The sequence below is a fragment of the Microcoleus sp. BR0-C5 genome (genome assembly GCF_036705045.1).
GTDB lineage: Bacteria > Cyanobacteriota > Cyanobacteriia > Cyanobacteriales > Microcoleaceae > Microcoleus.
Map to the genome: position 1 here is coordinate 24408 of NZ_JAUBTR010000011.1, position 19238 is coordinate 43645.

Genomic DNA, 19238 nt, shown 5'->3' on the forward strand with positions numbered 1-19238 from the left:
AACAGGCATCTTGCCTGATCCACAAGAAAATTCATCTCTTGTGGAATGGGCATCTTGCCCGTTCTTGAGAATGGTGCAAGATTTAAGATTTAACGGGAATATTGCACCATTCTCAATTACTTGTTGAGGAACAGGCATCTTGCCTGATCCACAAGAAAATTCATCTCTTGTGGAATGGGCATCTTGCCCGTTCTTGAGAATGGTGCCACCTATGAGATTTAATGGAATTTTCCCTAGTGCCTCTTGCTGGCCGATCGCCCTTTGGAACCTTGAAAGCAAGAAACACTTCACTGTAACTTCCGGGCACTGGGAGATATTTGCTGTATCCATATCGGCTCATCCTACCGTAAGAGCAACGAGCGACTGTTACCACTTGCACTGTTCTTGTACGTTAAACTGCTGATGTCAGAGATAGTCGATCGGCTCCCCGGATCAGGGCTACCTCGAATTAATCGGCTTTCTAGCCATTTGTTTGCTAACTATACAATAATTTACGACAAATTTTTTGCTGAACTCTACCATTTTGATGTATTTTTTGCTACATTAAATCTTTCGGTAAAACTAAGAAAAGTCAGCACAGTTAAGAAGCGTGCAAGCTCGATCGGGGGTTGGTTGTCTCACTTTGTATCGCACTGCTGGCAAAAGCTGTTTTTCTCACTATCAAATATATCCCAGAGCCTCACTTATGCAATCAACTTCCACACCTCTAGAGACTATCGATCGACCTTTTATCACTTGGCAGCGAATTATCGACTGGGCCCAGGAACACTACCGCTGCCGGACTTTTAGCAAAGATGAGCGGATTCCCGCAAGACCCGGACTGCTGTATTTAGTCCAGAAAGGTTCTGTGCGGCTCGTAGGCAGCGCTCAAGTTAGCGCGGCAGCAGCGAAGTCAAAATCCGTTGACAAAACTACAGAAGAAGCTTTTTTGGGCTTCGTCGGGGCCGGTCAGCCCTTTGAACTGGTTGCTCAGTCTCCGTTTACTCTCCAAGCTTACGCTCATGCCGATCAAACTCACGTAGTGTGGATGTATTGGCACGACTTGGATAATTGGCCTCACTTTCGTAGGGAAATTTTGGATGCGTTTCGCTACCAACACCAGCGGAAACTTCTCTGGCTGAGCACTTTGGGACAGCGCCGGACGATCGACCGACTGTTGGGATTTCTCACTTTGTTGATCGAGGAGTTCGGCGAACCTTACGTAAGTGACGACGAACCGGATGTGGTTCGGGGCTACCGGCTGCCTTGGGCCTTGACTCACGCTCAAATTGGCAGCGCAATTGGCTCAACGCGGGTGACGGTGACACGACTGATGGGTAAGTTGCGATCGAAAGGTTTGATTAATACTGAGGATGATAATTTAATCTGTTTGCCGGCTAAGTCTAACCCCCAAAAGACAAAAAACCACAAGCAGGACGTAGAAGATTCCCTGGAAGATTCCCTGGAAGATTCCCTGGATGATTCCTTGGATGATTCCTTGGATGATGAAGATTCTCTCGAAGAATCTGCATAAAATCCTGCGGTAAATTGCCAACAAACAGCACGTCACTATTAGTTTTGGGCAGTCGCGCTCGATCGCTCGACAGTGTACGATTAATTGTGTAAAATTTTCCCGTTCTCGAAAGGTGCGACTGACAATGACCGATGACAAGCAAAAATCTTCAATCCCGAACAATCAGCAACGGGTGGTATTCTGCGACTTTGACGGCACGATAACTGTTGAAGAAACTTTTGTGGCAATGCTCAAGCATTTCGCACCCGAATTGTCGTCTCAACTGATGCCTGAAATCTACGCTAGAAGGCTGAGTTTGCGATCGGGAGTGCGGCAGTTACTAGAGTCTATTCCCTCGGAACGTTACGGGGAAATTGTGGAATTTTCTAGGGGAAGGCTGATGCGGCCGGGATTGTTGGAGTTGCTGGATTTTTTGGACGAAAAAAAGGTAGATTTTGCGATCGTTTCCGGCGGTCTTCGGATTATGGTAGAGACGGTAATGGGCGATTTGGTACACCGGGCGAGCGTTATTTATGCTGTGGATGTGGATGCTAGTGGCCCTCGCTTGCAAGTCAATTCTGAGTTTGAAGGAGATGAGGAATTGGTGTCTAAGGTGCGGGTGATGGGCCAGCACCCGGCCCAGGAACAGGTGGCAATCGGAGATTCCCTGACGGATTTTAATATGGCTTTGCAGGCTTCCTCGGTGTTTGCGCGCGATCGGCTTGCCCAGTATCTAGACGAACAGCAAAAGCCTTATACTAAATGGGATAATTTTTTTGATGTGTTGGAAAATTTGTCCCAAAAATGGAATTGAAACTATCGCCTTTCTCAGGTAATATAAATTCCGTTTGCATCGGTATTGTATGATGTTAAATTTTGTAGGGGCGGGTTCACCAGCAACAATGGCCTATAATAGACAATATAATAAACCCGCCCCCGTGCATATAAGTCCGATGCTACTGGATTTGATATAAGGATCGCGAATTAAATAATTTACACTCTTGAAAGTGGGGAGTAGGGGTTGGGTTTATAGCCCGCCCTTTCTGGACGGGCGGGACGCCCATCCCACAAGAACCATCACGCATTCTAAGTTATTTAATTCTCATTCATAAGGTACGCAGTGCACACCCTACTTTTAGATAGATCGGCGCAATTCCTATTAACGTAAAAAGTAGATTAAAAATTGAGGATTTGTAAACAATGAGTGGCGATTTGAGATCGGATTTAATTGCAGCAGCCAAACATTTTTACGATCGCGGTTGGATGGTTGGGACTGCTGGCAATCTTTCAGCCCGCTTACCCGATGGCAGTTTTTGGATTACTGCTAGTGGCCGCGCGAAAGGGCAGTTAACTGAACAAGATTTTATCAGAATGAACTCAGACGGCGCTATTGTTGAGCAACCTGTTGCCGACAGCCGCCCTTCGGCCGAAACCAGCATTCATTTAGCCGTTTACAATTGTTTTCCAGACGCTAAAGCTTGCTATCACGTGCACTCCATTGAAGCAAATTTAGTTTCTCGGCTAACCGCAGGAGATGCAGTGCCTTTACCCGCGATCGAAATGCTCAAAGGTTTAGGGGTGTGGGAGGAAAACCCGCAAGTGTCGATACCCCTCTTTACAAATTATTTAGAAGTCCCTAAGATAGCCAAGGAAATTTGCGACTTCTTTGCCATTTGTGTGCCCTCTGTACCCGCTTTGTTAATTCGCGATCACGGCATCACAGTCTGGGCAGACTCGCCAGCGGCCGCCTACAATTACGTAGAAATTGTAGAATACATTTTTCGCTATACGATCGCAGCCCGCCAATTAAATTTAAATTGAAGATTTGGGATTTGAGATTGATCGGTGCATGAATTCCGAATGTATGTAGGGTGCGCCCTAAGCAGCTTACGGCTATTACCGCTATGATTAGCATCTCAAACCACTTTTTGTCTCCCGGACTGTAGGAAACGAGCAAACATTCAGAAGAAGCAACAGTTATGGCTAAATATACCAGAATTTTATCCATAGATGGAGGCGGAATTAGAGGAATTATTCCCGCGCAAGTTTTAGTTAGCGTTGAATCAAAGCTGCAACAAAAAAGTGGCAACCCAGATGCGAGAATAGCTGACTATTTTGATTTAATCGCGGGCACGAGTGCGGGAGGAATTTTAACTTGCATCTATTTGTGTCCCGATGCCGAAAATCCCAGCAGGCCTCGGTGGGCAGCCCAAGACGCTGTTAATTTTTCGATTAAGAGCGGCCGCGACGTTTTTAAGACTTCATTATGGCAAAAAGTCAGATCTCTAGATGGTTTGAGAGATGAGAAATATCCCAGGGAGCCCTTAGAAAAATTATTTGGGGAAAATTTTAGCGATTACAAACTCAGCGAACTGCTAAAACCTTGTTTAATTTGCAGTTACGACATCGAAAGGAGAAAAGCTCACTTCTTCGATCAAATAGATGCTCAAAAATGTCCAGCAGAAGACTATTTCATTAGAGATATCGCCAGAGCAACATCGGCAGCTCCCTCTTATTTTGAGGTTGCTAAAATCTACTCTTTTAGCAATGAATGCTACGCTTTAATTGACGGGGGAGTTTTCGCAAACAATCCCGCACTTTGTGCCTATGCAGAAGTTAGAAATAAATTCATAATTCCCGACGATCGCCCCGACAAAGGCCCGACAGCAAAAGATATGGTAATTTTATCCTTGGGAACCGGAGAAGCTCAGAAAAAATACCCCTACGAAAGAGTAAAAAATTGGGGTCAAGTTGAGTGGGTTGAGCCTTTGATTAATATCATGATGACGGGAGTTGCGGAAACTGTAAATTATCAACTAATTCAAATTTATGATGCGGTTGAAAGACCGAATCAATATTTGAGAATTACTCCAGATTTGAGCCACGAACAACCCCTGCCGATTGATGATGCCTCGGAAGATAAAATATCAGACCTGCTGAGAATTGGCAAAGAGCAAGCGGAAAAGAATAATGAACAGTTGGATAAGTTTATCGACTTGTTACTTGCGGAGTAGTCCTAGAGTTTTAGATTTTAGTCATATTGTAGGGTGGGTTGGGCGCGGCGATTAAGTTAAGTCACCAATAAATAAATCTTAAACCGCGCCTAACCCACCAACTGCAGGGCTGAGAGACAAAAAATATATGTAGACAAATCGTGCAATAATTGCTGTAGGATTGCCGAAAATCTCTATTTAGCAGTGCTTCGCCCTGTTTGCAATTAATCGCGAGCCGTCAGTCATTGGTTAAGAAATACCAAGAAAAGCACGATCGACCTTTAGATGAAACCTTCAATAACAGGTGGTTTCAGCGGTTTTTTGTGACGTTGTTCCTGGGTGGCCAAGTGCTGCTACGCATACTCCAAGGCAAAATTGACCACCGCAAAATCATGGAACATTTAGTAACAGTAGGCCTGGATTCTTTCCGATCCGTGCTGCTAATAGCCTTTTTTGGCGGCATGATTTTCACATTTCAATCAGCCAGAGAATTGGTGCGTTTTGGGGCGGTAGGGGCGATGGGAGGTGCGTTTGCTGTGGCATTTTGTGGCGAATTAGCACCACTTTTAACGGCGGGCGTGGTGGCGGGACAAGTAGGTTCGGCCTTTGCCGCGGAGATAGGAGAAATGCAGGTGACGGAACAAATAGACGCCCTGTATATGTTAAGAACAAATCCGGTTGATTATTTAGTAGTGCCGAGGGTGATAGCTTCCTGCATCATGCTGCCGATTTTAACAATTTTTTCGGTAGCGGTGGGGATTTTGGGCGGGCTGTTTGTGGCGGTTAATTTTTATAATGTGGAACCGTCGGTATTTTTGGAATCGGTGCGGACTTTTTTGGGGCCTGGGGATTTAGTAACTGTGGTTATTAAAAGTTTTATTTTTGGGTTGATAATTTCCCTTGTCGGTTGCGGTTGGGGATTGACGACGGTGGGCGGTGGGAAAGGAGTCGGCCAAGCTGCAACGGCGGCGGTGGTAACTTCTTGGGTGTTGATTTTTGTGGCAGATTTCTTTTTATCGTTATTGATATTTCATGAGTTGAGGATGCTCAAAAGTTGATAATTTTGGCGATTATAGCAGGAGTCAGGAGTCAAGATGATTAAATATTAAGGGTTTGAACAATCATCAACCCGATTGCCACCAGGATTGCTATAAAATAACATGAAGATTTTTTAAACCGCAGATGAACGCTGATGCAATTTGATCGGCGTTCATCCGTGTTCATCCGCTGATATCTCCGGTTTAAAACTCTCAACTTCCGATGGTAGATTGGAGAAAGGAGGACGATACACTCGAATTGCCTGAATAGGCACTTTCCCATCTGTTTCGGGGACGATTTCGAGGGTGTGTTTGGAGTTGCTCAAATTCTGAGCCAATGTTGTAGAATACTCGCGGCTTGAATCTGTAATTTGTGGAGGAACGTATGAATCAACAAACATTGGTCGCACTTGCCAGGAAATCTCAAAGCCTTTAGGCGTAGGTTTTTTAGAGTATTCATAAGAATTTTTCAGCCACCAGTTTCTCGGTTCAATCACGACGCGGCCAGAGTTTGAGACAAACATTTCGTCGTTTGTACCGCTGCCGTCGTAACCTGTTTTAGAACCTATAACGTCAAATTTAAACTTGCTGGCGTCGCTGTTAATGTCAGTAATCACGGCTTTCCAATCTTCGACGATTAGCGGTTTTTGGCTGGATACTTGGATGATTGCTGGCCAACCGACGCCAAGGCTAAGGCTAGGTCTGGTGATGCTGTAAAGTTCAGGAAATTCTGAGGGTTTTTTGCCGTCGATCGCAATTTTAGCAGAAATTGCCTTGCCGTTGAAGGTTTTATCGGCGATCGCATCTATTCTATTTCCTTCAAATTCTAAAACCAACTTGCCATCTTGCCATTTAACATCGCTGCCAACTGTATAGGTTTTCACTAAATCCTGCGGCGGTTGAGGAGAATTTGGCTTGTATCGCAGGTGCGGTTTTATCAGAGCAGCTAAGAGAAAATTTCCCCAATCGTTGAGGTGAACGCTGTCGCTCAATAGCTGTTTGGGTTGCAAGCGATTGTCTTTCAAATACCTGCGCCAAGGTTCGCGAATTTCCGCGATTTCGCAGCCGTATTTATCGGCCAACTCCGGCAGCCATTTAGTAGAATGAGTGTTGTGCCATTCGTATCTTTTGACTGAATTTGGATCGTCGCTGTTGCCTGTCGGCATCCAGTCAATATGGTCGGAATGCAAGAGTATTTCGCTAGCAGTGCGGCTGCGGACATTGGCAATTATGGCTTCGTAATCTTCATCGCCTCCGTAGACGTGAAAAATTAGCAAGTCTGGATAAAAAGGATACAAATCGTGTTCGCTGGGACGGATTAAAATCGGGGCGGCAAATCCTCCGATCGCCCGATTTTCAACTATCAAATCTGCATTGGGAAATCGCTGTTTCAAATCCTTTACTACATCTTTCCACCAATCTTGCTCAGTGATAGATTGACCGTAGAATAGGATACGCACTTGGCGGCGGTTTGTTGGAGTGCTAGCTGCAAGTAGTCCCATCGTCCTTTGAATCCTTGCTCCAAAAGTAGCATTATTTTCAATAGGAGCGGGTGGGGGGAATGGCGTATCGGCCGCTATTTTTTTGCTGAGCGGAACTAACAGAAAGCTCAGACACAAAAAAAGCAGCCACAAGTAGCGATAAATCTTGGATTTTCTGCTATTTCTTTGGTGTTTTGCCATTGTTTTATTTTTCCCTGTCCGTTTCACTTTGCTCCAGGCGACTGTGGGATGAATGCTACGCCTCTAATCAGTAGCTGTAGCGTGCTTATGGGCGCACCTCACGAGTAGCTGTAGTTTAGGCTGTATGGAAATATATTACCAAATTGAGGGCGACAAAAAGTGATATAATGCCAGCTAATTAATTGCACTCCGATCGATCGCACGTCAAATGGATTACAAAACAGCCCGCAGTTTTCTGATCGACCAAGGAACCGCCCTGGAAACCAAGAAAAATCCCGACGCCTTCCTGATGCGTCTCAAACAAGGTCAACCGCCCGTACCCGGACAGGTGACATCGATTTTATTAGCTTTAAAAATATTGTTTGAAGGGCTGCAAGAATCTCCAATGCTCGATCGACAATTAATCTCGGCACTGCATTTACTGTCAGTAGAAGGTTTGCAGCAATTTGAAGCTGGACTCCGCAGAGGAGTTTCTTGGCCACCGCTGCTGAAAGAAGACTTAAATCGAATTGCGATCGCAGTCAAGAATATCTTTTCCGGCGTCTGGCAATAATTAGCTCGGCAACCACCAATCCCGATACCCACATCCAGCAAACTCAATTTTTTTCCTACATTTTTTTCCTACAATTATTTGTAAAATTTTATGTTAATCTTGCTACATTTACCCTCGAATTGTGGCATCTTAATATAATAATCGGTTCTAACTAGCAATTGGAGAAACTACTCATGAACGCCGAAGAAAAAGCTAGACAACTAATTGCACGAGAAAGGCAGCATAGCGAACACTTGCACGAATCTATGCTCAACCGTTCCTCCCACGAGCTAGAAACAAATGGGGAGGGAATTGCTGAAGAAAAAGCCAGAGAATTAATGGCTCAAGAAAGGCAGCACAACGAACACCTGCACGACTCTATGTTAAGCCGTTCCTCCCAAGAGGTAGAGGCATCGATCGCGCCCGATGACACTGACAAATAAATTTTGTTAACACAAGACTTACGGACACAAACCAAGAAACCGGGTTTTTATACCATTTTTCATACCATAACAAAGGGCTGTAAAAATGTTTTTGTATAAACAACCAGGTTTCTGAGTCCCGGAATACTTCAGCACAGCAAAACTCTACTCAAATCGAGGAGGATTTTAGGTGCAATCAAAACAGCCCCTGCTCGGTTGGCAGCCGCTATCACAAGCATCCACGCGCCATATATAGCAATAGAAAATGTCAGGTTCTACTGCTCGCGAAAGCTTTCGAGGGATGCCAAAAGAGCTGGCAGTCCCGCTAGCGCAGCCGACACCAGAGCCTCATCTTTGTAAACTCGCGATCGGAGAATACGGGTACTTTTAGACGCAGAGGTGAAAGAGCCTCGCCGTTGGGAATTTCCGGTTTCAACCCGCCCTAAATTTTTTGTTTCTGGGGTCACGGAAAACATAGCAGTATCCTCGCAGTATCGTCAATTAATCCCTAAATATGCGCCCGTAAAATTTCTCACGGCTTGCTGTATGTTTCTATTATTACTCAGATAGGTAACAGAGATGAAACCATGAAATAATTATTCACGATAGCTAGGGATCAACTTAAACTGCTTAACGGCTTTTATTAATTTGTTACACGGCGCGCGTTTGTTTCAGCCGATCGCCCACGACGACACAGACACCAGCAACCAAAAAGGCGATCGTCCCCACAATCGCCGTTGTAACAGCAGGAATCGCCTTTGGTGCCACAAACACCACAGAGTATAAACTCATCCCCAGGGAAAAACCACCAAAATAAAACCCTACCCCCAATCCTCCCCGCAGTGGAGGAACTAGAGACAAAGCAAAAGGAACTGTACCAGTAGTAATCAAACTGTTGGTAAAAATCACAGCCAAAACAGTCGCCACCACCATCACGGGCCCCTGACTAAAAACCATTCCTAACAGCAAAACGGCTGTTGCTACCAATCCACCCAACAGCGTCCGCTGGTTTCCCAAGCGCACCGCAATCACCCCAGCCAGCAAAGAAGCAACAGCTAAAGCCAAGGTAAATCCCGCCATTAATAACTTACCATCAACACCCACAATTTGAGTTTGGAAAACATGGGGCAAAATTCGTTCTCCCATCGCCCGACTTCCCCAAGCAACAGCCATTCCCGTCACCGCAATTAACCCCAGCGCTGTGATAGAAACTCCCTCATAAATTGCACTAGCCGACGGCAATTCTGACACCGCAGCATCAGGATTAACCGATCGCAAAAAAGCCACCGCACCCAACAATACAAACGAACCAATAGCGAAGGCAAAAGCTGGGCCCAAACTCAGAATAAAATCCCCCGCAACAGGCCTTGCCGCCCCAACCAATCCCCCCACAAGAACCAATAAACTCATGGCTTGGGGCAACTGCGTTTGAGTTGCATATTGGCCCAAAAGCGACACTGCGGGCGATCGAAACATCGCCATTGCGATCGCCCAAGCTACTATTACCACAGGCAAAATCCAGCGCAGGGGCGAGACTGGATTGCCGAAAATAAAAATAGCCGGAATCGCAATAAATAGCACCGACGACAGAATAGTGCCGACAACAATTAGGGGAAAACGAGTGCCCATCCAGTGACGCTGCTTGTCAGAAAGCCAGCCAGCAAAAGGTTCGATCGCAATTGCCAAAGTATCCTCCAGAATTGTGATTCCCCTGTCGAATCCCGGCAAACCAAATCCCGCTAAAAGTTGAGGCAAATACAGTCGGTAAAGCATCCAACTCAGAGTAATTGCCCCCTGCAAAGCCGCCACGCCTCCCACTTGTCGCCACAAAATTAAAGACTGAGATTGAGAATTTTTCATGTTTTTGACAATATTTTATGGGCTCACCAAGGGGCGGGTTTATCTATACTATTAGCTACCTAAAAGATCTCTGGTGAAATCCGTACCTTGTATTTTGAAAGAGGTAAATGGCGATTTATGGTTGCGCGGGGGCTGGTTTATGAGATGATTGGTCTTAGGCACTGATGGTTGGTAAAACGCGCCCCTACAAGTTATCATTCTTTAGCTATGTTTTTTGTACCACATCCCCTTGTAGCACCAACAGTTATAGCTCAAATCAAGCCGACTGTCGAAAGCTTGCGCGACGGAGACTACCGCTACCGAGACTCCTTTGTGCTCGATCGACCTTTTCGAGAAATTCAATTTCGCAAACAAGACAGATACATCACCGGCAGCGATTCCGACAAACGCACGGGCAAAAGTTACTGCTTCCGGGGCATCCCCCAGCACAACAACATTATTAACATCACGGTAGCGATCGAAATTTCGCCGAAAACAGCACAGCAAACCCAGTGGAAATTAGCACCGGGAAACCCCATTAATTTCGACAGGTTTTATCCCCTGCCAGCAGGGGCGGGATTAGAATTGTACAAATGTTTGACAGCATTTTTACCAAAATTGAAGGATTAGTTATTCGTTACTTCTTAGTGGTTATTTCTTAATCACTTTGGCTTATTAATAACCAATAACATTCGTTAACAGTCAACATTTAACAGTCAACAGTCAACAGTCAACAGTCAACATTTAACTCCCTAAGAACCAGCATTTTCCAATTCTTCCCGCAGCATTTCCCGGTAGACTTTCGGCAAACGAGAACTCATAGAATTGTTCTCAATTCCATATCCCAAACTCGTCCAAGTTCCCGAAAGCATCCGCAATACGTCCGTTAATCTTTCCTGCCGCAACATCTCAGAAATATCAGCTTTCCAAAACTTGCGATCGCTCAACCAAGCATAAACCACAGCATCCTGATCTTCTGGTTCAAAACTGTAGTCTTCCCAGAATAAAAAATTAGCACGACGCGCCTGATAGCGCTTAGCCTTCTCCTTCCAAGTTGTAGTCAGAAATTGATACCTGCCTGCAGCGGTAGTACACTTGCCTCGATTCGGGCCATTAACAATCTTCACGCACCAGTCAGGATGGCGGCTCAAATCTAATATGTATTTGCCACCGTAAACAACGTGATAAGGTCGAGCAACATTCGACTCGCTAGCAGAAATAGTACGCATCAGTGCGCGAATGTAAGGATCGCCCGTTTTCATAGCCAGCGGCGGCAATTTTCCCACCCCGCTTACCGACTGTGACAACTGCTGATTTCCCCGCAAATTAGCAACCAAAAAAACACCGCCGCCAATCACAGCCCCGATTAAAAGTAGAAATCCGAGGATTTGAATCTCTGATCGCCTCAGCAAACCTGTTTTTCGATGGCTCAATTTCTCAGCTTCCAGCAAGGTCATTTCCATTTCCGCAAATTCGGCTAATTTTCGAGCCGCCCGCATCCGGCGCACCCGAAAATCGTATTGATATAGCGGCGCGGCTACCAGCGTTAGACTCGATAAAACCCCCGCCAATTTGCTCAGCCAGAAATCTAATTCACCGGCTACGGCAACATTTGTCAGAGTAGATATTCCTGTTAGTAACTGACCCGGATCGATCGATCGCGCTGGCCAATAAAAAATCGCAAGTTGCACCAACAGCGACAGATTAAAGGCAAAAAAAATCACTACAACAGCATTCAAGCCTTCTCGCAAGTGCGATCGAATACCAGTGTGCCGGCGCTTGAACTTGCGCGCAACGCGAAAGCGCCCCGGCAGCATAATTAGTAAGGGATTTAAGATTTTGACTGCTAAAAAGTGACAAACAAAAAACACAGGCAACTGAATCAGCCAAGCCACCAGCAGTAGAGTCAGAAAGCCGGTATCGTCGCTGACAAAAGGAATGCCCCTGCGAAGGACAAAACTAAAACTCAGAGCGAGAGCAAATGCCCTTAACCACGAAATCGGATAGGGGAACCAAGCTGGCCACTTGAGAGTTTTCATGCTGAGAGAGGGAAATTTCAACGGCGAATCATAAAACTATAAAGATTTTGCCAGATTTGGCGATCGGAAAACTGGCAATTCCCCTGCGGTTTGTACTGATGGGACTTGCGCGCGGATGCCCAGAAACCGGGTTTTTTAACCAAAAACTTGCCTAAAACCCTCTATCTCGGTAAAAAAACCCGGTTTCTTTGTTCGCTACCTGGGACTAAAGAAACCGGGTTTTTTACCTTTGCTGCTGGCTGCAACGGGTATTTTCGTGAAAAAACCCGGTTTCTGGGAACCCAAGCGAGGCTAATTCAATCAAATCACACTGGCAAACAACTCCTCAAAACTCTTTTGCGGAGCCTCCGACTTAGCCACAATTTCCACAACCTTGTTGCGAGAAGTCGGCTGAAACAGCGCCTCCACGCACACTTGGGCTACCTTGGTGCGGGGAATGCTGCTCTCAAACATTTTGTCTGCACCAGTCATGACGATCGCATCTGAATTATCCTCATTTTTGAGACCGCCGGGACGGACGATCGTATAAGTCAAGCCGCTTTTTTGCAAATACTCCTCAGCTTGCTTCTTCCAAACCAGAATCAGCCAAAACAAATTCAGCGGGTGAAAAAACTGAGAGACGCACAGAGAAGTCACAAGCACAAAATGCTCAATGCCCTTAGCCTTAGCTGCATCCACCAAATTTTTAGTACCTTCAAAATCCACCTTGTAAGGCGCTGTCGGGTCAAAACCAGGGGCCGCCCCTGTCGCACACAGCAATACCGTACTATCGCCTATGGCATCGCCCAGGGAAGTCGCATTTAATACATCCCCAGTCACTAACTCAGCCTCCGGTGGTAAAATTTGTCTAGCTGTGTCTAGATTTCGGACTAAGGCGCGCACGGGAATACCTCGCTTGACCAATTCCGCGACGATGCGGCGGCCAGTCTGACCTGTGGCTCCTGCTACAAATGCTTTCATAAGTCGAGTTATGCTGAACTAGGGTAAGTTTTGTTACTATCAATTTCTCAATTGTAGGGAGGAAACTTCCTTAACACATCCCCAACCAGATTGATTGGCGTGTATAACAGGAGAGCATAATATGAAGCACGATTCCGCTGAATATCAAACTGTTGAAGCTTCTGACGAAAATTACTACGCAGATGCGAGTTTCCGACAGCCCGAAAGTGGAAGCGCGGATGCACCAGAGGAAGTTGAGCCGATTTGGTTTCACACGCATTTTGAAGACAGCATGGAGATGTACGCCGATGCGGAGACGGTGGCGAAGCATTTGAACAACCACAAGACTTGGTTTTGCCAGTGCGCTTCGCCGATGAAGGCCCAGCCGATCGGCGAAAACGGCTATGATTTATTAATCGGGCGTTTTGGGGCTTTCGGCTACCGCGTTGAAGCGAGAATTGGTTTAGAGTTGCTGCCGCCTGACGCTGAAGGCTGCTATTTGATTAAGACTATTCCGGTTCCGAATTATACCTCGCCTGGGTATGAAGTGGATTTTCGATCGGCAATGAAGCTAGTGGAGATACCGTCTCAGGAGTTTGCCGCCGATTGGCCTGCGTCGGAACGTGCGAAGCTGCCCCCTGCGATTACCAGCGCTACGTGGAAGCTGGATTTGGCTGTGGGGGTTTGTTTTCCTAAGTTTATTCGATCGATGTCTCAACCTTTAATAGAAAAAACCGGCGATGCGCTTTTGGAAAAAATTATCAAACAAGTTAACCGGCGCTTGACTTATAAAACTCAGCTTGTTTTTCACGAAAGTTTGGGCATTCCTTTTCCCAAAAATCCTAAGAAACATTAACAATACTTACGCTCTAAGCTGTTGTGCATTTAAATTGTATGTTAAGTGCGGGAGATCCTGCCCAACCCCTACTCCCCACAAGAGTAAAGATTTATTTTACTCTGCAATTTAAATGCGGATTAGCTTAACTCACATTTGTAGGGTGTGCACTGCACACCTTACTCATATAGCCTTTCTCAGAAAGATGAGGTACTCATGGGCATAGGGCATAGGGCATAGGGCATAGGGCATAGGGCATGAGGCTCTCCTCACTTTTTTGAGAACCGCTATAAGTGCGATCGTAATAACTCATACCATTGTAGATTTTAGACTGCGGCGTGAGCGCTCAGTTGCACAATTTTAGATTAAATTATTGGGAATAACTGATTGTATATGGGTTGGGTTCACGAGCCTACAGTTGCTTTTTTGAAACTGATATCACTGTCTCCGGGTGCTTAGGGCGCGCCTTATCCCTATGTTTTTGAATCCAACATTTGCTTGAGCAGTTAATCAAAATAGCCAAGTTATTGCTAATAAAATTTAAGGGTAAGGTTATGATTGCATTTGACATATAGCAATCCTTGCAAAAGTCGTAAATTTTTTACCCCACCCCAACCCTCCCCGAACCCGCTGGGAGTCCGTAAGAAATTCACAAATGATGCCATAATTGCTATATGCTGATTTCTTATCGCCCGAATTAGTTTTTATTATGGGTTAATTTAGCACAGGGTTGGACACAATAGTTTCAAGTCAGATGCCCTCAAGTTCGACAGTATTGTTATTGAAAGATTCTGCTTCTGTCATAATGCTTTCCCTCCTTATTGCCTCATGATTAAGCAGTGTAGCCGACGCAGTTCAAAGGTGGCTCCGATCGCCCTCCGAAACTAGCAAGTGTCTCAGATCACAAGGCAGATCGATCCCCCTCACTGCCAAAAAACGTAAAGTTATGTCACCTTAAGTAAGGGGTTATAAAATAACTCTTGCCATATCCCTAGAAAGTTATGACAACGAAACTAAGAGCTACACACACAGAGAAAATGGAGAGAGACTTGCACCAGTTGAGGGCAGACCAAGAACTGATTCTCAACCAAGTAGACAATGCGATCGCTCTGTTCGACTCGTCTGACTGCTTAGTTTTGTTTAACAAAAAATTGGCCGGAATCTGGGAACTGTCCCCAGAATGGCTGGAAACAAAGCCGAAGTGCCACTTGCTGTTTGCGGAAATTGTCGATCGGGGTTACTTGTCCCTTCAGCAGTGGCAAGAGTTTCAGCAAGCACTCGAAAAATCTCAGGATGAAAGTTTATCATTTTATTTCGAGCAATCCAATGCGGTTTGTTTGGAGGTGTGCGCCACGATTACCAACAGCGGCGGACGGCTGTTTACCTTTCGAGACGTTACGGTATACCAAAAATCCCAAGCTAGCTTGAACGCAGAAGTAAGGCGGCTGAGCTTTCTTTTAGGTTTAACTGAGCGCCTGCAAAAGTCTGACAGTTTGCAAGAAATAGGTCAGTTTGCCCTCACCTATTTAGTAGAGGCAATGAATGCAGCTTTCGGAGATGTCAAGGTGATTAACGGCAAGGGAAACGACCGGCAAGCGTCGGGGATTTGCAACCAAGTTTCTAGTCAATTTTTGGCTACTTACGGGGAACCTGTAGTCGCAGGAATGCAAGAATTGCTCGACCAAGGCATTCCCTACGGCATCGGTTTACTGTGGGAAGTGGTGAAAACTGGTAAACCTGTGTTTGTCGAGGATTATGCCCAACATCCCAATGCCGTGCCGGAATTTCGGCATCCGGGAATCGGACAACTGGGTATTTTTCCGATCGCAGCTACCAACGGCACGATCATCGGAGTGCTGACGCTGGAGTCCCGCAACATCAAAAAACTGCAAGCCGCCGTCCACCAAGACGTACTCGAAGCTGCTTGCCGGACTCTGGGGGCGGCGATCGAGCGGGCTCAGACACAAGAGAACCTGCGCCAAGTTAACGAAGAATTAGAGTATTCTTCTCAGTTGAAATCCGAGTTTTTAGCCTCAATGTCCCACGAATTGCGAACGCCTCTCAACAGCATTCTCGGCTTTTCTGACTTGCTGCTGCGGCAAACAGCCGGACAGTTGAGCGATCGACAAATCAACTATGTAGAACTGATCGAAAAAAGTGGCCAGCACTTGTTGCAGCTAATCAACGATATTCTCGATCTTTCTAAAATTGAAGCCGGGAAAGTAGAACTAAACTTACAGCCTGTTCGCGTTCAAGAACTGGCGACAGACTGTCTGAAAATGATGCAGCCACGGGCCGAAAAAAAGCGAATCGGTTTGTCTTTAGAACTCGACTACCGCATTACTAACGTTTGGCTCGACGAACGGCGAGTGCGACAAATTGTAATTAATTTACTTTCCAATGCCATCAAATTTACCCCCGAACAGGGACAAGTTAAACTCAGCGGGCGTCTGGCCTACGGCAGCGAAATAGACGGTGACTACCGGCCGGATTGTTCTCCTGTAAATGCCAGCACTCCTTATTTTTGTTTTGAGGTACAAGACTCCGGCATCGGCATTCCTCAAGACCGCTGGCACTTGCTATTTCGACCTTTTCAACAGGTGGATTCTTCCCTGACTCGGAGGCACGAAGGTACAGGTTTGGGTTTGGCTTTGACTAAGCGTTTGGCAGAATTGCACGGGGGAACTGTTTCTTTTCAATCTGTTTGCGATCGGGGAAGTCTTTTCCGCGTTTGGCTGCCGTTGACGGAGATGCGTCAACAGTTGGGAAACTTTGCTTCTTGTGCTTTGGATACCAAGTTAGTTCCTGCTTCTGCGATTGCTTTACCAATTGCCAGGAAGCGGATTTTGGTTGTCGAAGACCAGCCTTTTAACCAAATGTTAATTTCTGAGGTGATGGAATTGGAGGGGTACGGGGTAGAGATACTCGCGGATGGTTCGGCTATGGCTGATCGTATTCTCGCCGCCTCTGCTGCCCCGGAGTTGCTGCCGGATTTGATTTTGATGGACATTCAGTTGCCGGATGTTGACGGCTTTGAGTTGATGCGCCGAGTTAAAGCAGATCCTGTCTGGGATTCGGTACCGATGATTGCGGTGACGGCGATGGCTATGCCCGGTGACAGTGAGCGATGTTTGGAAGCTGGCGCTTCTGCTTATTTGAGCAAGCCACTGGATTTGAATTTGGCGATCGCTACAGTCCGTTCTTTTCTCACTTAAACAGCATTTATACAAAGCTTGTCAAAGTAGCTGTTAGCTTGCGCGGGATCAGAAAAGCTTGTCCATCAAAGTGCCAATAAAAATTTGCTTAAAATGATTTAGACGCGCTATATAATAGATGATGACGGGATTCAGACATCTAGAAAATATCATAATGATAGCTAAATGCACGTTATCAGTCGGAAAAAATTAAGAGACTACTGCCAAAGTCACGCTGATTCCTGCGAAGCGCTCGATGACTGGTATAAAATTGCCAGTAAAGCAGCCTGGACTAATCTTGTTGAAGTTCAAGCTGTTTATCTCAAAGCTGAAGCAGTTGGAAATTTTACAGTTTTTAATATCAAAGGAAATAAATATCCCTTAATCGCGAGTAAGCTGTCGCGCATTTAAATTGTATATTCAGGGCGGGCGGGACGCCCAACCCCTACTCCCCACAAGACTTTAATTTTTTTTGACCTACAATTTAAATGCAGAACAACTTATTAACTATAAAAAGCAAATTATTTATATAAAATACGTTTTCACTCACGCCGAGTATGACAAGGAAGCCTGGAAAAATGACTATTACTTTTGACCTAAAAATTTACAGTAGCTTGCTCTATCAATATCAGCCTCGAATTCTCAAAACTGAAGAGGAAAACGAGATATTTTTGGAAATTGTTGAAGAATTACTCTCACATCCAAATCTGACTCCAGAAGAAGATGCGCTGTTGGAACTGCTGGTAAAACTGATTGAGGATTTTGAAGAGCGGCACTATGAACTTAATACATCAACGCCAAAGTCAAGGCTGCTGCATTTGATGGATGCTCGGAGTCTAGAAGCAGAGGATTTAGTAGAAATTATGGGTTCTAGTGAGGCGGTAGTTGAGGTAATTAACGATCGGCTAGAAATCACTAAGAAACAAGCTGAGGCTTTGGGGAGGTTTTTTCACGTCGATCCGGGGTTGTTTTTGTTCAATTAAGCGATCGCACTCTGTAATGTCTCGGAGGGCGATCGCATCCAAGTGGATTGATTTGATGAGGGTGGGGGCGATCGCGCCTGGGCCGCTGCTTGCATAGTTGCAAAGCGATCGCACTCACTCCTCAAAAGAATCATCCCCAAGCAATTCCAACAACTCATCCCAAGAACAACCAAAAGTTTCCTTAATGCGACTAACTGGGTCTATTTCTATTTTTGCCATTGGCTGCATAGCATAACGGCGAACGGTATTGTATGGGACGCCTGAACGCCTGCTTAGTTCGCTCAGGCTCCAGTTCCGCTCCTCGCTAAGCTCTTTTACTTTGATTTTTACTCTGTACATACTCATTAGCTTATGAGTATTTCAGTGTCAGAACTATAACTCTAGCATATACATGAAAGTAGTTACATATTAATGTATACACGCTAGCGTCATAATATGAGTAATAAATCAAAAGCCAGCGCCTCTACCTACCAAGTGTCCGCGCTGGCTCTGGCTCCCTTTTGCAATGGAGATAAACCAATTATGACCTATAAAGAGTGCCTGAAGCCTTGGGCGGTTGCCCGTTTGCTTCCCAATTTGCAGTGGGCGATTATCGGGCGATACCGCAATCGATCGGATGCCGACGGACATCTTCAGTTGTGTCGCCAGCGAGTCCCCGATATCCGATTGAAAGTTGTGTTTGCTTTGCCCGATCGCACTGATTTGACACCTCTGGGCCGATAACCGATCGTAGGAATCGGTTTTTTAGGCAGAACTTACGCCAGGGCCGACAAAGAAACCGGGTTTTTTACCTAATCTGCGGACTATAGCAGAGGATTTTCGTAAAAAAACCCGGTTTCTGGCCACCCGTGCAGGACTATTAGGGAAATAGAAAACAGCCCCACGAGGCTGTAGCGCGATCGCACTATTGTATTTGCCACTGCTGGGCCTCCTACTTTTCCAACTGCCACTAATCCTGGGTTCACTGCCACAGAGGTGTAATTTATTACATTTTATGATGCGAAACGCTAAACTCAATAGTAGAGAAATTTTAGATTGAATGTAAAATCAACTTATATTAACCTAACTCAACTATTTCGGCGATCGATCGGGGGCATCTCTTTTCAGGAACGAGGGGAATGGGTCAAGAATACAGCACAATCAGTTCTGGACGCTATTAGACTAAAGGAACGGGTTTTTTACCCCGATTAAAAGTCTGGATGCAGTATTTCGGAAATAATCCGATTTCTAGGCGATCGTGCGTCAATCCTA

21 protein-coding genes and 1 pseudogene are annotated in these 19238 nt (G+C 45.6%); 14 read left to right on the forward strand and 8 right to left on the reverse strand.

Features of this window, described 5'->3' with window-relative positions; all coding sequences use genetic code 11:
• A pseudogene (locus tag QUB08_RS07500) lies at window positions 1-330 on the reverse strand (hypothetical protein); the annotation flags it as partial.
• Between the two features lie 355 nt (window positions 331-685).
• Here QUB08_RS07500 and QUB08_RS07505 point away from each other — a divergent pair.
• The 5 genes from QUB08_RS07505 to QUB08_RS07525 all read left to right on the forward strand — a co-directional run bounded on the left by QUB08_RS07505 (window position 686) and on the right by QUB08_RS07525 (window position 5543).
• A complete protein-coding gene (locus tag QUB08_RS07505) occupies window positions 686-1513 on the forward strand; it encodes a Crp/Fnr family transcriptional regulator (RefSeq protein ID WP_333224160.1) in 828 nt (275 codons plus the stop codon).
• A gap of 124 nt (window positions 1514-1637) precedes the next feature.
• Window positions 1638-2306 carry an HAD-IB family phosphatase gene (locus tag QUB08_RS07510; protein ID WP_333153956.1) on the forward strand — a complete coding sequence of 223 codons (669 nt, stop codon included), beginning with the start codon at window positions 1638-1640 and terminating at the stop codon, window positions 2304-2306.
• A gap of 386 nt (window positions 2307-2692) precedes the next feature.
• On the forward strand, window positions 2693-3313 hold the full coding sequence (gene mtnB / locus QUB08_RS07515) for a methylthioribulose 1-phosphate dehydratase (protein ID WP_333153955.1): 621 nt from the start codon (window positions 2693-2695) through the stop codon (window positions 3311-3313).
• Between the two features lie 158 nt (window positions 3314-3471).
• Window positions 3472-4506, forward strand: coding sequence for a patatin-like phospholipase family protein (locus QUB08_RS07520; RefSeq protein ID WP_333224161.1), 1035 nt, complete (start codon window positions 3472-3474; stop codon window positions 4504-4506).
• A gap of 224 nt (window positions 4507-4730) precedes the next feature.
• Window positions 4731-5543: an MlaE family lipid ABC transporter permease subunit gene (locus QUB08_RS07525; protein WP_333153953.1), complete on the forward strand. Its 813-nt coding sequence runs from the start codon at window positions 4731-4733 to the stop codon at window positions 5541-5543.
• Window positions 5544-5695: 152 nt separating this feature from the next.
• Here the strand turns inward: QUB08_RS07525 and QUB08_RS07530 are convergent, their stop codons facing one another.
• Window positions 5696-7204, reverse strand: a complete 1509-nt coding sequence (locus tag QUB08_RS07530; RefSeq protein ID WP_333224162.1) for an SGNH/GDSL hydrolase family protein — start codon at window positions 7202-7204, stop codon at window positions 5696-5698.
• A 208-nt stretch (window positions 7205-7412) separates the two neighbouring features.
• Between QUB08_RS07530 and QUB08_RS07535 the strand changes: the two genes are divergently transcribed.
• The gene (locus tag QUB08_RS07535; RefSeq protein ID WP_015174589.1) at window positions 7413-7757 is read left to right on the forward strand and encodes a hypothetical protein; all 345 of its coding nucleotides are present in this window, start codon (window positions 7413-7415) and stop codon (window positions 7755-7757) included.
• Window positions 7758-7930: 173 nt separating this feature from the next.
• The gene (locus QUB08_RS07540) at window positions 7931-8179 is read left to right on the forward strand and encodes a hypothetical protein (RefSeq protein ID WP_333224163.1); all 249 of its coding nucleotides are present in this window, start codon (window positions 7931-7933) and stop codon (window positions 8177-8179) included.
• A 254-nt stretch (window positions 8180-8433) separates the two neighbouring features.
• Here QUB08_RS07540 and QUB08_RS07545 read toward each other — a convergent pair whose 3' ends face one another.
• Entirely contained in the window at window positions 8434-8634 is a 201-nt protein-coding gene (locus QUB08_RS07545; RefSeq protein ID WP_333224164.1) for a hypothetical protein, read from the reverse strand.
• Between the two features lie 175 nt (window positions 8635-8809).
• Window positions 8810-10018 (reverse strand): hypothetical protein, encoded by a 1209-nt coding sequence (locus tag QUB08_RS07550; RefSeq protein WP_333224165.1) that lies wholly within the window; start codon window positions 10016-10018, stop codon window positions 8810-8812.
• 207 nt (window positions 10019-10225) lie between these two features.
• Here QUB08_RS07550 and QUB08_RS07555 point away from each other — a divergent pair, with 207 nt between their 5' ends.
• Window positions 10226-10627, forward strand: a complete 402-nt coding sequence (locus tag QUB08_RS07555) for a hypothetical protein (protein WP_333224166.1) — start codon at window positions 10226-10228, stop codon at window positions 10625-10627.
• Between the two features lie 122 nt (window positions 10628-10749).
• Here QUB08_RS07555 and QUB08_RS07560 read toward each other — a convergent pair whose 3' ends face one another.
• Both QUB08_RS07560 and QUB08_RS07565 read right to left on the reverse strand, forming a co-directional pair.
• Window positions 10750-12036 (reverse strand): glycoside hydrolase family protein, encoded by a 1287-nt coding sequence (locus QUB08_RS07560; RefSeq protein WP_333224167.1) that lies wholly within the window; start codon window positions 12034-12036, stop codon window positions 10750-10752.
• Window positions 12037-12336: 300 nt separating this feature from the next.
• Entirely contained in the window at window positions 12337-12996 is a 660-nt protein-coding gene (locus QUB08_RS07565) for an NAD(P)H-binding protein (RefSeq protein WP_333053110.1), read from the reverse strand.
• A gap of 121 nt (window positions 12997-13117) precedes the next feature.
• Here QUB08_RS07565 and QUB08_RS07570 point away from each other — a divergent pair, with 121 nt between their 5' ends.
• The 5 genes from QUB08_RS07570 to QUB08_RS07590 all read left to right on the forward strand — a co-directional run bounded on the left by QUB08_RS07570 (window position 13118) and on the right by QUB08_RS07590 (window position 17987).
• Window positions 13118-13831, forward strand: coding sequence for a DUF1997 domain-containing protein (locus QUB08_RS07570; protein WP_333224168.1), 714 nt, complete (start codon window positions 13118-13120; stop codon window positions 13829-13831).
• Between the two features lie 980 nt (window positions 13832-14811).
• Complete coding sequence (locus tag QUB08_RS07575; RefSeq protein ID WP_333224169.1) at window positions 14812-17025, forward strand: ATP-binding protein; 2214 nt, start codon at window positions 14812-14814, stop codon at window positions 17023-17025.
• 165 nt (window positions 17026-17190) lie between these two features.
• A complete protein-coding gene (locus tag QUB08_RS07580; RefSeq protein WP_333224170.1) occupies window positions 17191-17415 on the forward strand; it encodes a type II toxin-antitoxin system HigB family toxin in 225 nt (74 codons plus the stop codon).
• Between the two features lie 61 nt (window positions 17416-17476).
• The gene (locus QUB08_RS07585; RefSeq protein WP_333224171.1) at window positions 17477-17599 is read left to right on the forward strand and encodes a type II toxin-antitoxin system HigB family toxin; all 123 of its coding nucleotides are present in this window, start codon (window positions 17477-17479) and stop codon (window positions 17597-17599) included.
• Entirely contained in the window at window positions 17583-17987 is a 405-nt protein-coding gene (locus QUB08_RS07590; RefSeq protein ID WP_333224172.1) for a transcriptional regulator, read from the forward strand. Before QUB08_RS07585 ends, QUB08_RS07590 begins: the two co-directional genes overlap by 17 nt.
• On the opposite strand, the gene QUB08_RS07595 is transcribed toward QUB08_RS07590, so the two are convergent.
• Both QUB08_RS07595 and QUB08_RS07600 read right to left on the reverse strand, forming a co-directional pair.
• On the reverse strand, window positions 17984-18121 hold the full coding sequence (locus QUB08_RS07595) for a hypothetical protein (protein ID WP_333224173.1): 138 nt from the start codon (window positions 18119-18121) through the stop codon (window positions 17984-17986). The genes QUB08_RS07590 and QUB08_RS07595 overlap by 4 nt on opposite strands.
• Window positions 18102-18326 carry a helix-turn-helix transcriptional regulator gene (locus QUB08_RS07600; RefSeq protein WP_333224174.1) on the reverse strand — a complete coding sequence of 75 codons (225 nt, stop codon included), beginning with the start codon at window positions 18324-18326 and terminating at the stop codon, window positions 18102-18104. The genes QUB08_RS07595 and QUB08_RS07600 overlap by 20 nt, the downstream gene beginning before the upstream one ends.
• Before the next feature lie 183 nt (window positions 18327-18509).
• Between QUB08_RS07600 and QUB08_RS07605 the strand changes: the two genes are divergently transcribed.
• Window positions 18510-18710: a hypothetical protein gene (locus tag QUB08_RS07605; RefSeq protein ID WP_333224175.1), complete on the forward strand. Its 201-nt coding sequence runs from the start codon at window positions 18510-18512 to the stop codon at window positions 18708-18710.
• The last annotated feature ends 528 nt before the right edge of the window (window positions 18711-19238 follow it).

What these genes read in the sequence shown, in the direction of transcription:
- QUB08_RS07505 (WP_333224160.1), top strand. Translation starts at nt 686, where the DNA reads ATGCAATCAACTTCCACACCTCTAGAGACTATCGATCGACCTTTTATC.
- QUB08_RS07510 (WP_333153956.1), top strand. Translation starts at nt 1,638, where the DNA reads ATGACCGATGACAAGCAAAAATCTTCAATCCCGAACAATCAGCAACGG.
- mtnB (WP_333153955.1), top strand. Translation starts at nt 2,693, where the DNA reads ATGAGTGGCGATTTGAGATCGGATTTAATTGCAGCAGCCAAACATTTT.
- QUB08_RS07520 (WP_333224161.1), top strand. Translation starts at nt 3,472, where the DNA reads ATGGCTAAATATACCAGAATTTTATCCATAGATGGAGGCGGAATTAGA.
- QUB08_RS07530 (WP_333224162.1), bottom strand. Translation starts at nt 7,204, where the DNA reads ATGGCAAAACACCAAAGAAATAGCAGAAAATCCAAGATTTATCGCTAC.
- QUB08_RS07535 (WP_015174589.1), top strand. Translation starts at nt 7,413, where the DNA reads ATGGATTACAAAACAGCCCGCAGTTTTCTGATCGACCAAGGAACCGCC.
- QUB08_RS07540 (WP_333224163.1), top strand. Translation starts at nt 7,931, where the DNA reads ATGAACGCCGAAGAAAAAGCTAGACAACTAATTGCACGAGAAAGGCAG.
- QUB08_RS07545 (WP_333224164.1), bottom strand. Translation starts at nt 8,634, where the DNA reads ATGTTTTCCGTGACCCCAGAAACAAAAAATTTAGGGCGGGTTGAAACC.
- QUB08_RS07550 (WP_333224165.1), bottom strand. Translation starts at nt 10,018, where the DNA reads ATGAAAAATTCTCAATCTCAGTCTTTAATTTTGTGGCGACAAGTGGGA.
- QUB08_RS07555 (WP_333224166.1), top strand. Translation starts at nt 10,226, where the DNA reads ATGTTTTTTGTACCACATCCCCTTGTAGCACCAACAGTTATAGCTCAA.
- QUB08_RS07560 (WP_333224167.1), bottom strand. Translation starts at nt 12,036, where the DNA reads ATGAAAACTCTCAAGTGGCCAGCTTGGTTCCCCTATCCGATTTCGTGG.
- QUB08_RS07565 (WP_333053110.1), bottom strand. Translation starts at nt 12,996, where the DNA reads ATGAAAGCATTTGTAGCAGGAGCCACAGGTCAGACTGGCCGCCGCATC.
- QUB08_RS07570 (WP_333224168.1), top strand. Translation starts at nt 13,118, where the DNA reads ATGAAGCACGATTCCGCTGAATATCAAACTGTTGAAGCTTCTGACGAA.
- QUB08_RS07575 (WP_333224169.1), top strand. Translation starts at nt 14,812, where the DNA reads ATGACAACGAAACTAAGAGCTACACACACAGAGAAAATGGAGAGAGAC.
- QUB08_RS07580 (WP_333224170.1), top strand. Translation starts at nt 17,191, where the DNA reads ATGCACGTTATCAGTCGGAAAAAATTAAGAGACTACTGCCAAAGTCAC.
- QUB08_RS07590 (WP_333224172.1), top strand. Translation starts at nt 17,583, where the DNA reads ATGACTATTACTTTTGACCTAAAAATTTACAGTAGCTTGCTCTATCAA.
- QUB08_RS07595 (WP_333224173.1), bottom strand. Translation starts at nt 18,121, where the DNA reads ATGATTCTTTTGAGGAGTGAGTGCGATCGCTTTGCAACTATGCAAGCA.
- QUB08_RS07600 (WP_333224174.1), bottom strand. Translation starts at nt 18,326, where the DNA reads ATGTACAGAGTAAAAATCAAAGTAAAAGAGCTTAGCGAGGAGCGGAAC.
- QUB08_RS07605 (WP_333224175.1), top strand. Translation starts at nt 18,510, where the DNA reads ATGACCTATAAAGAGTGCCTGAAGCCTTGGGCGGTTGCCCGTTTGCTT.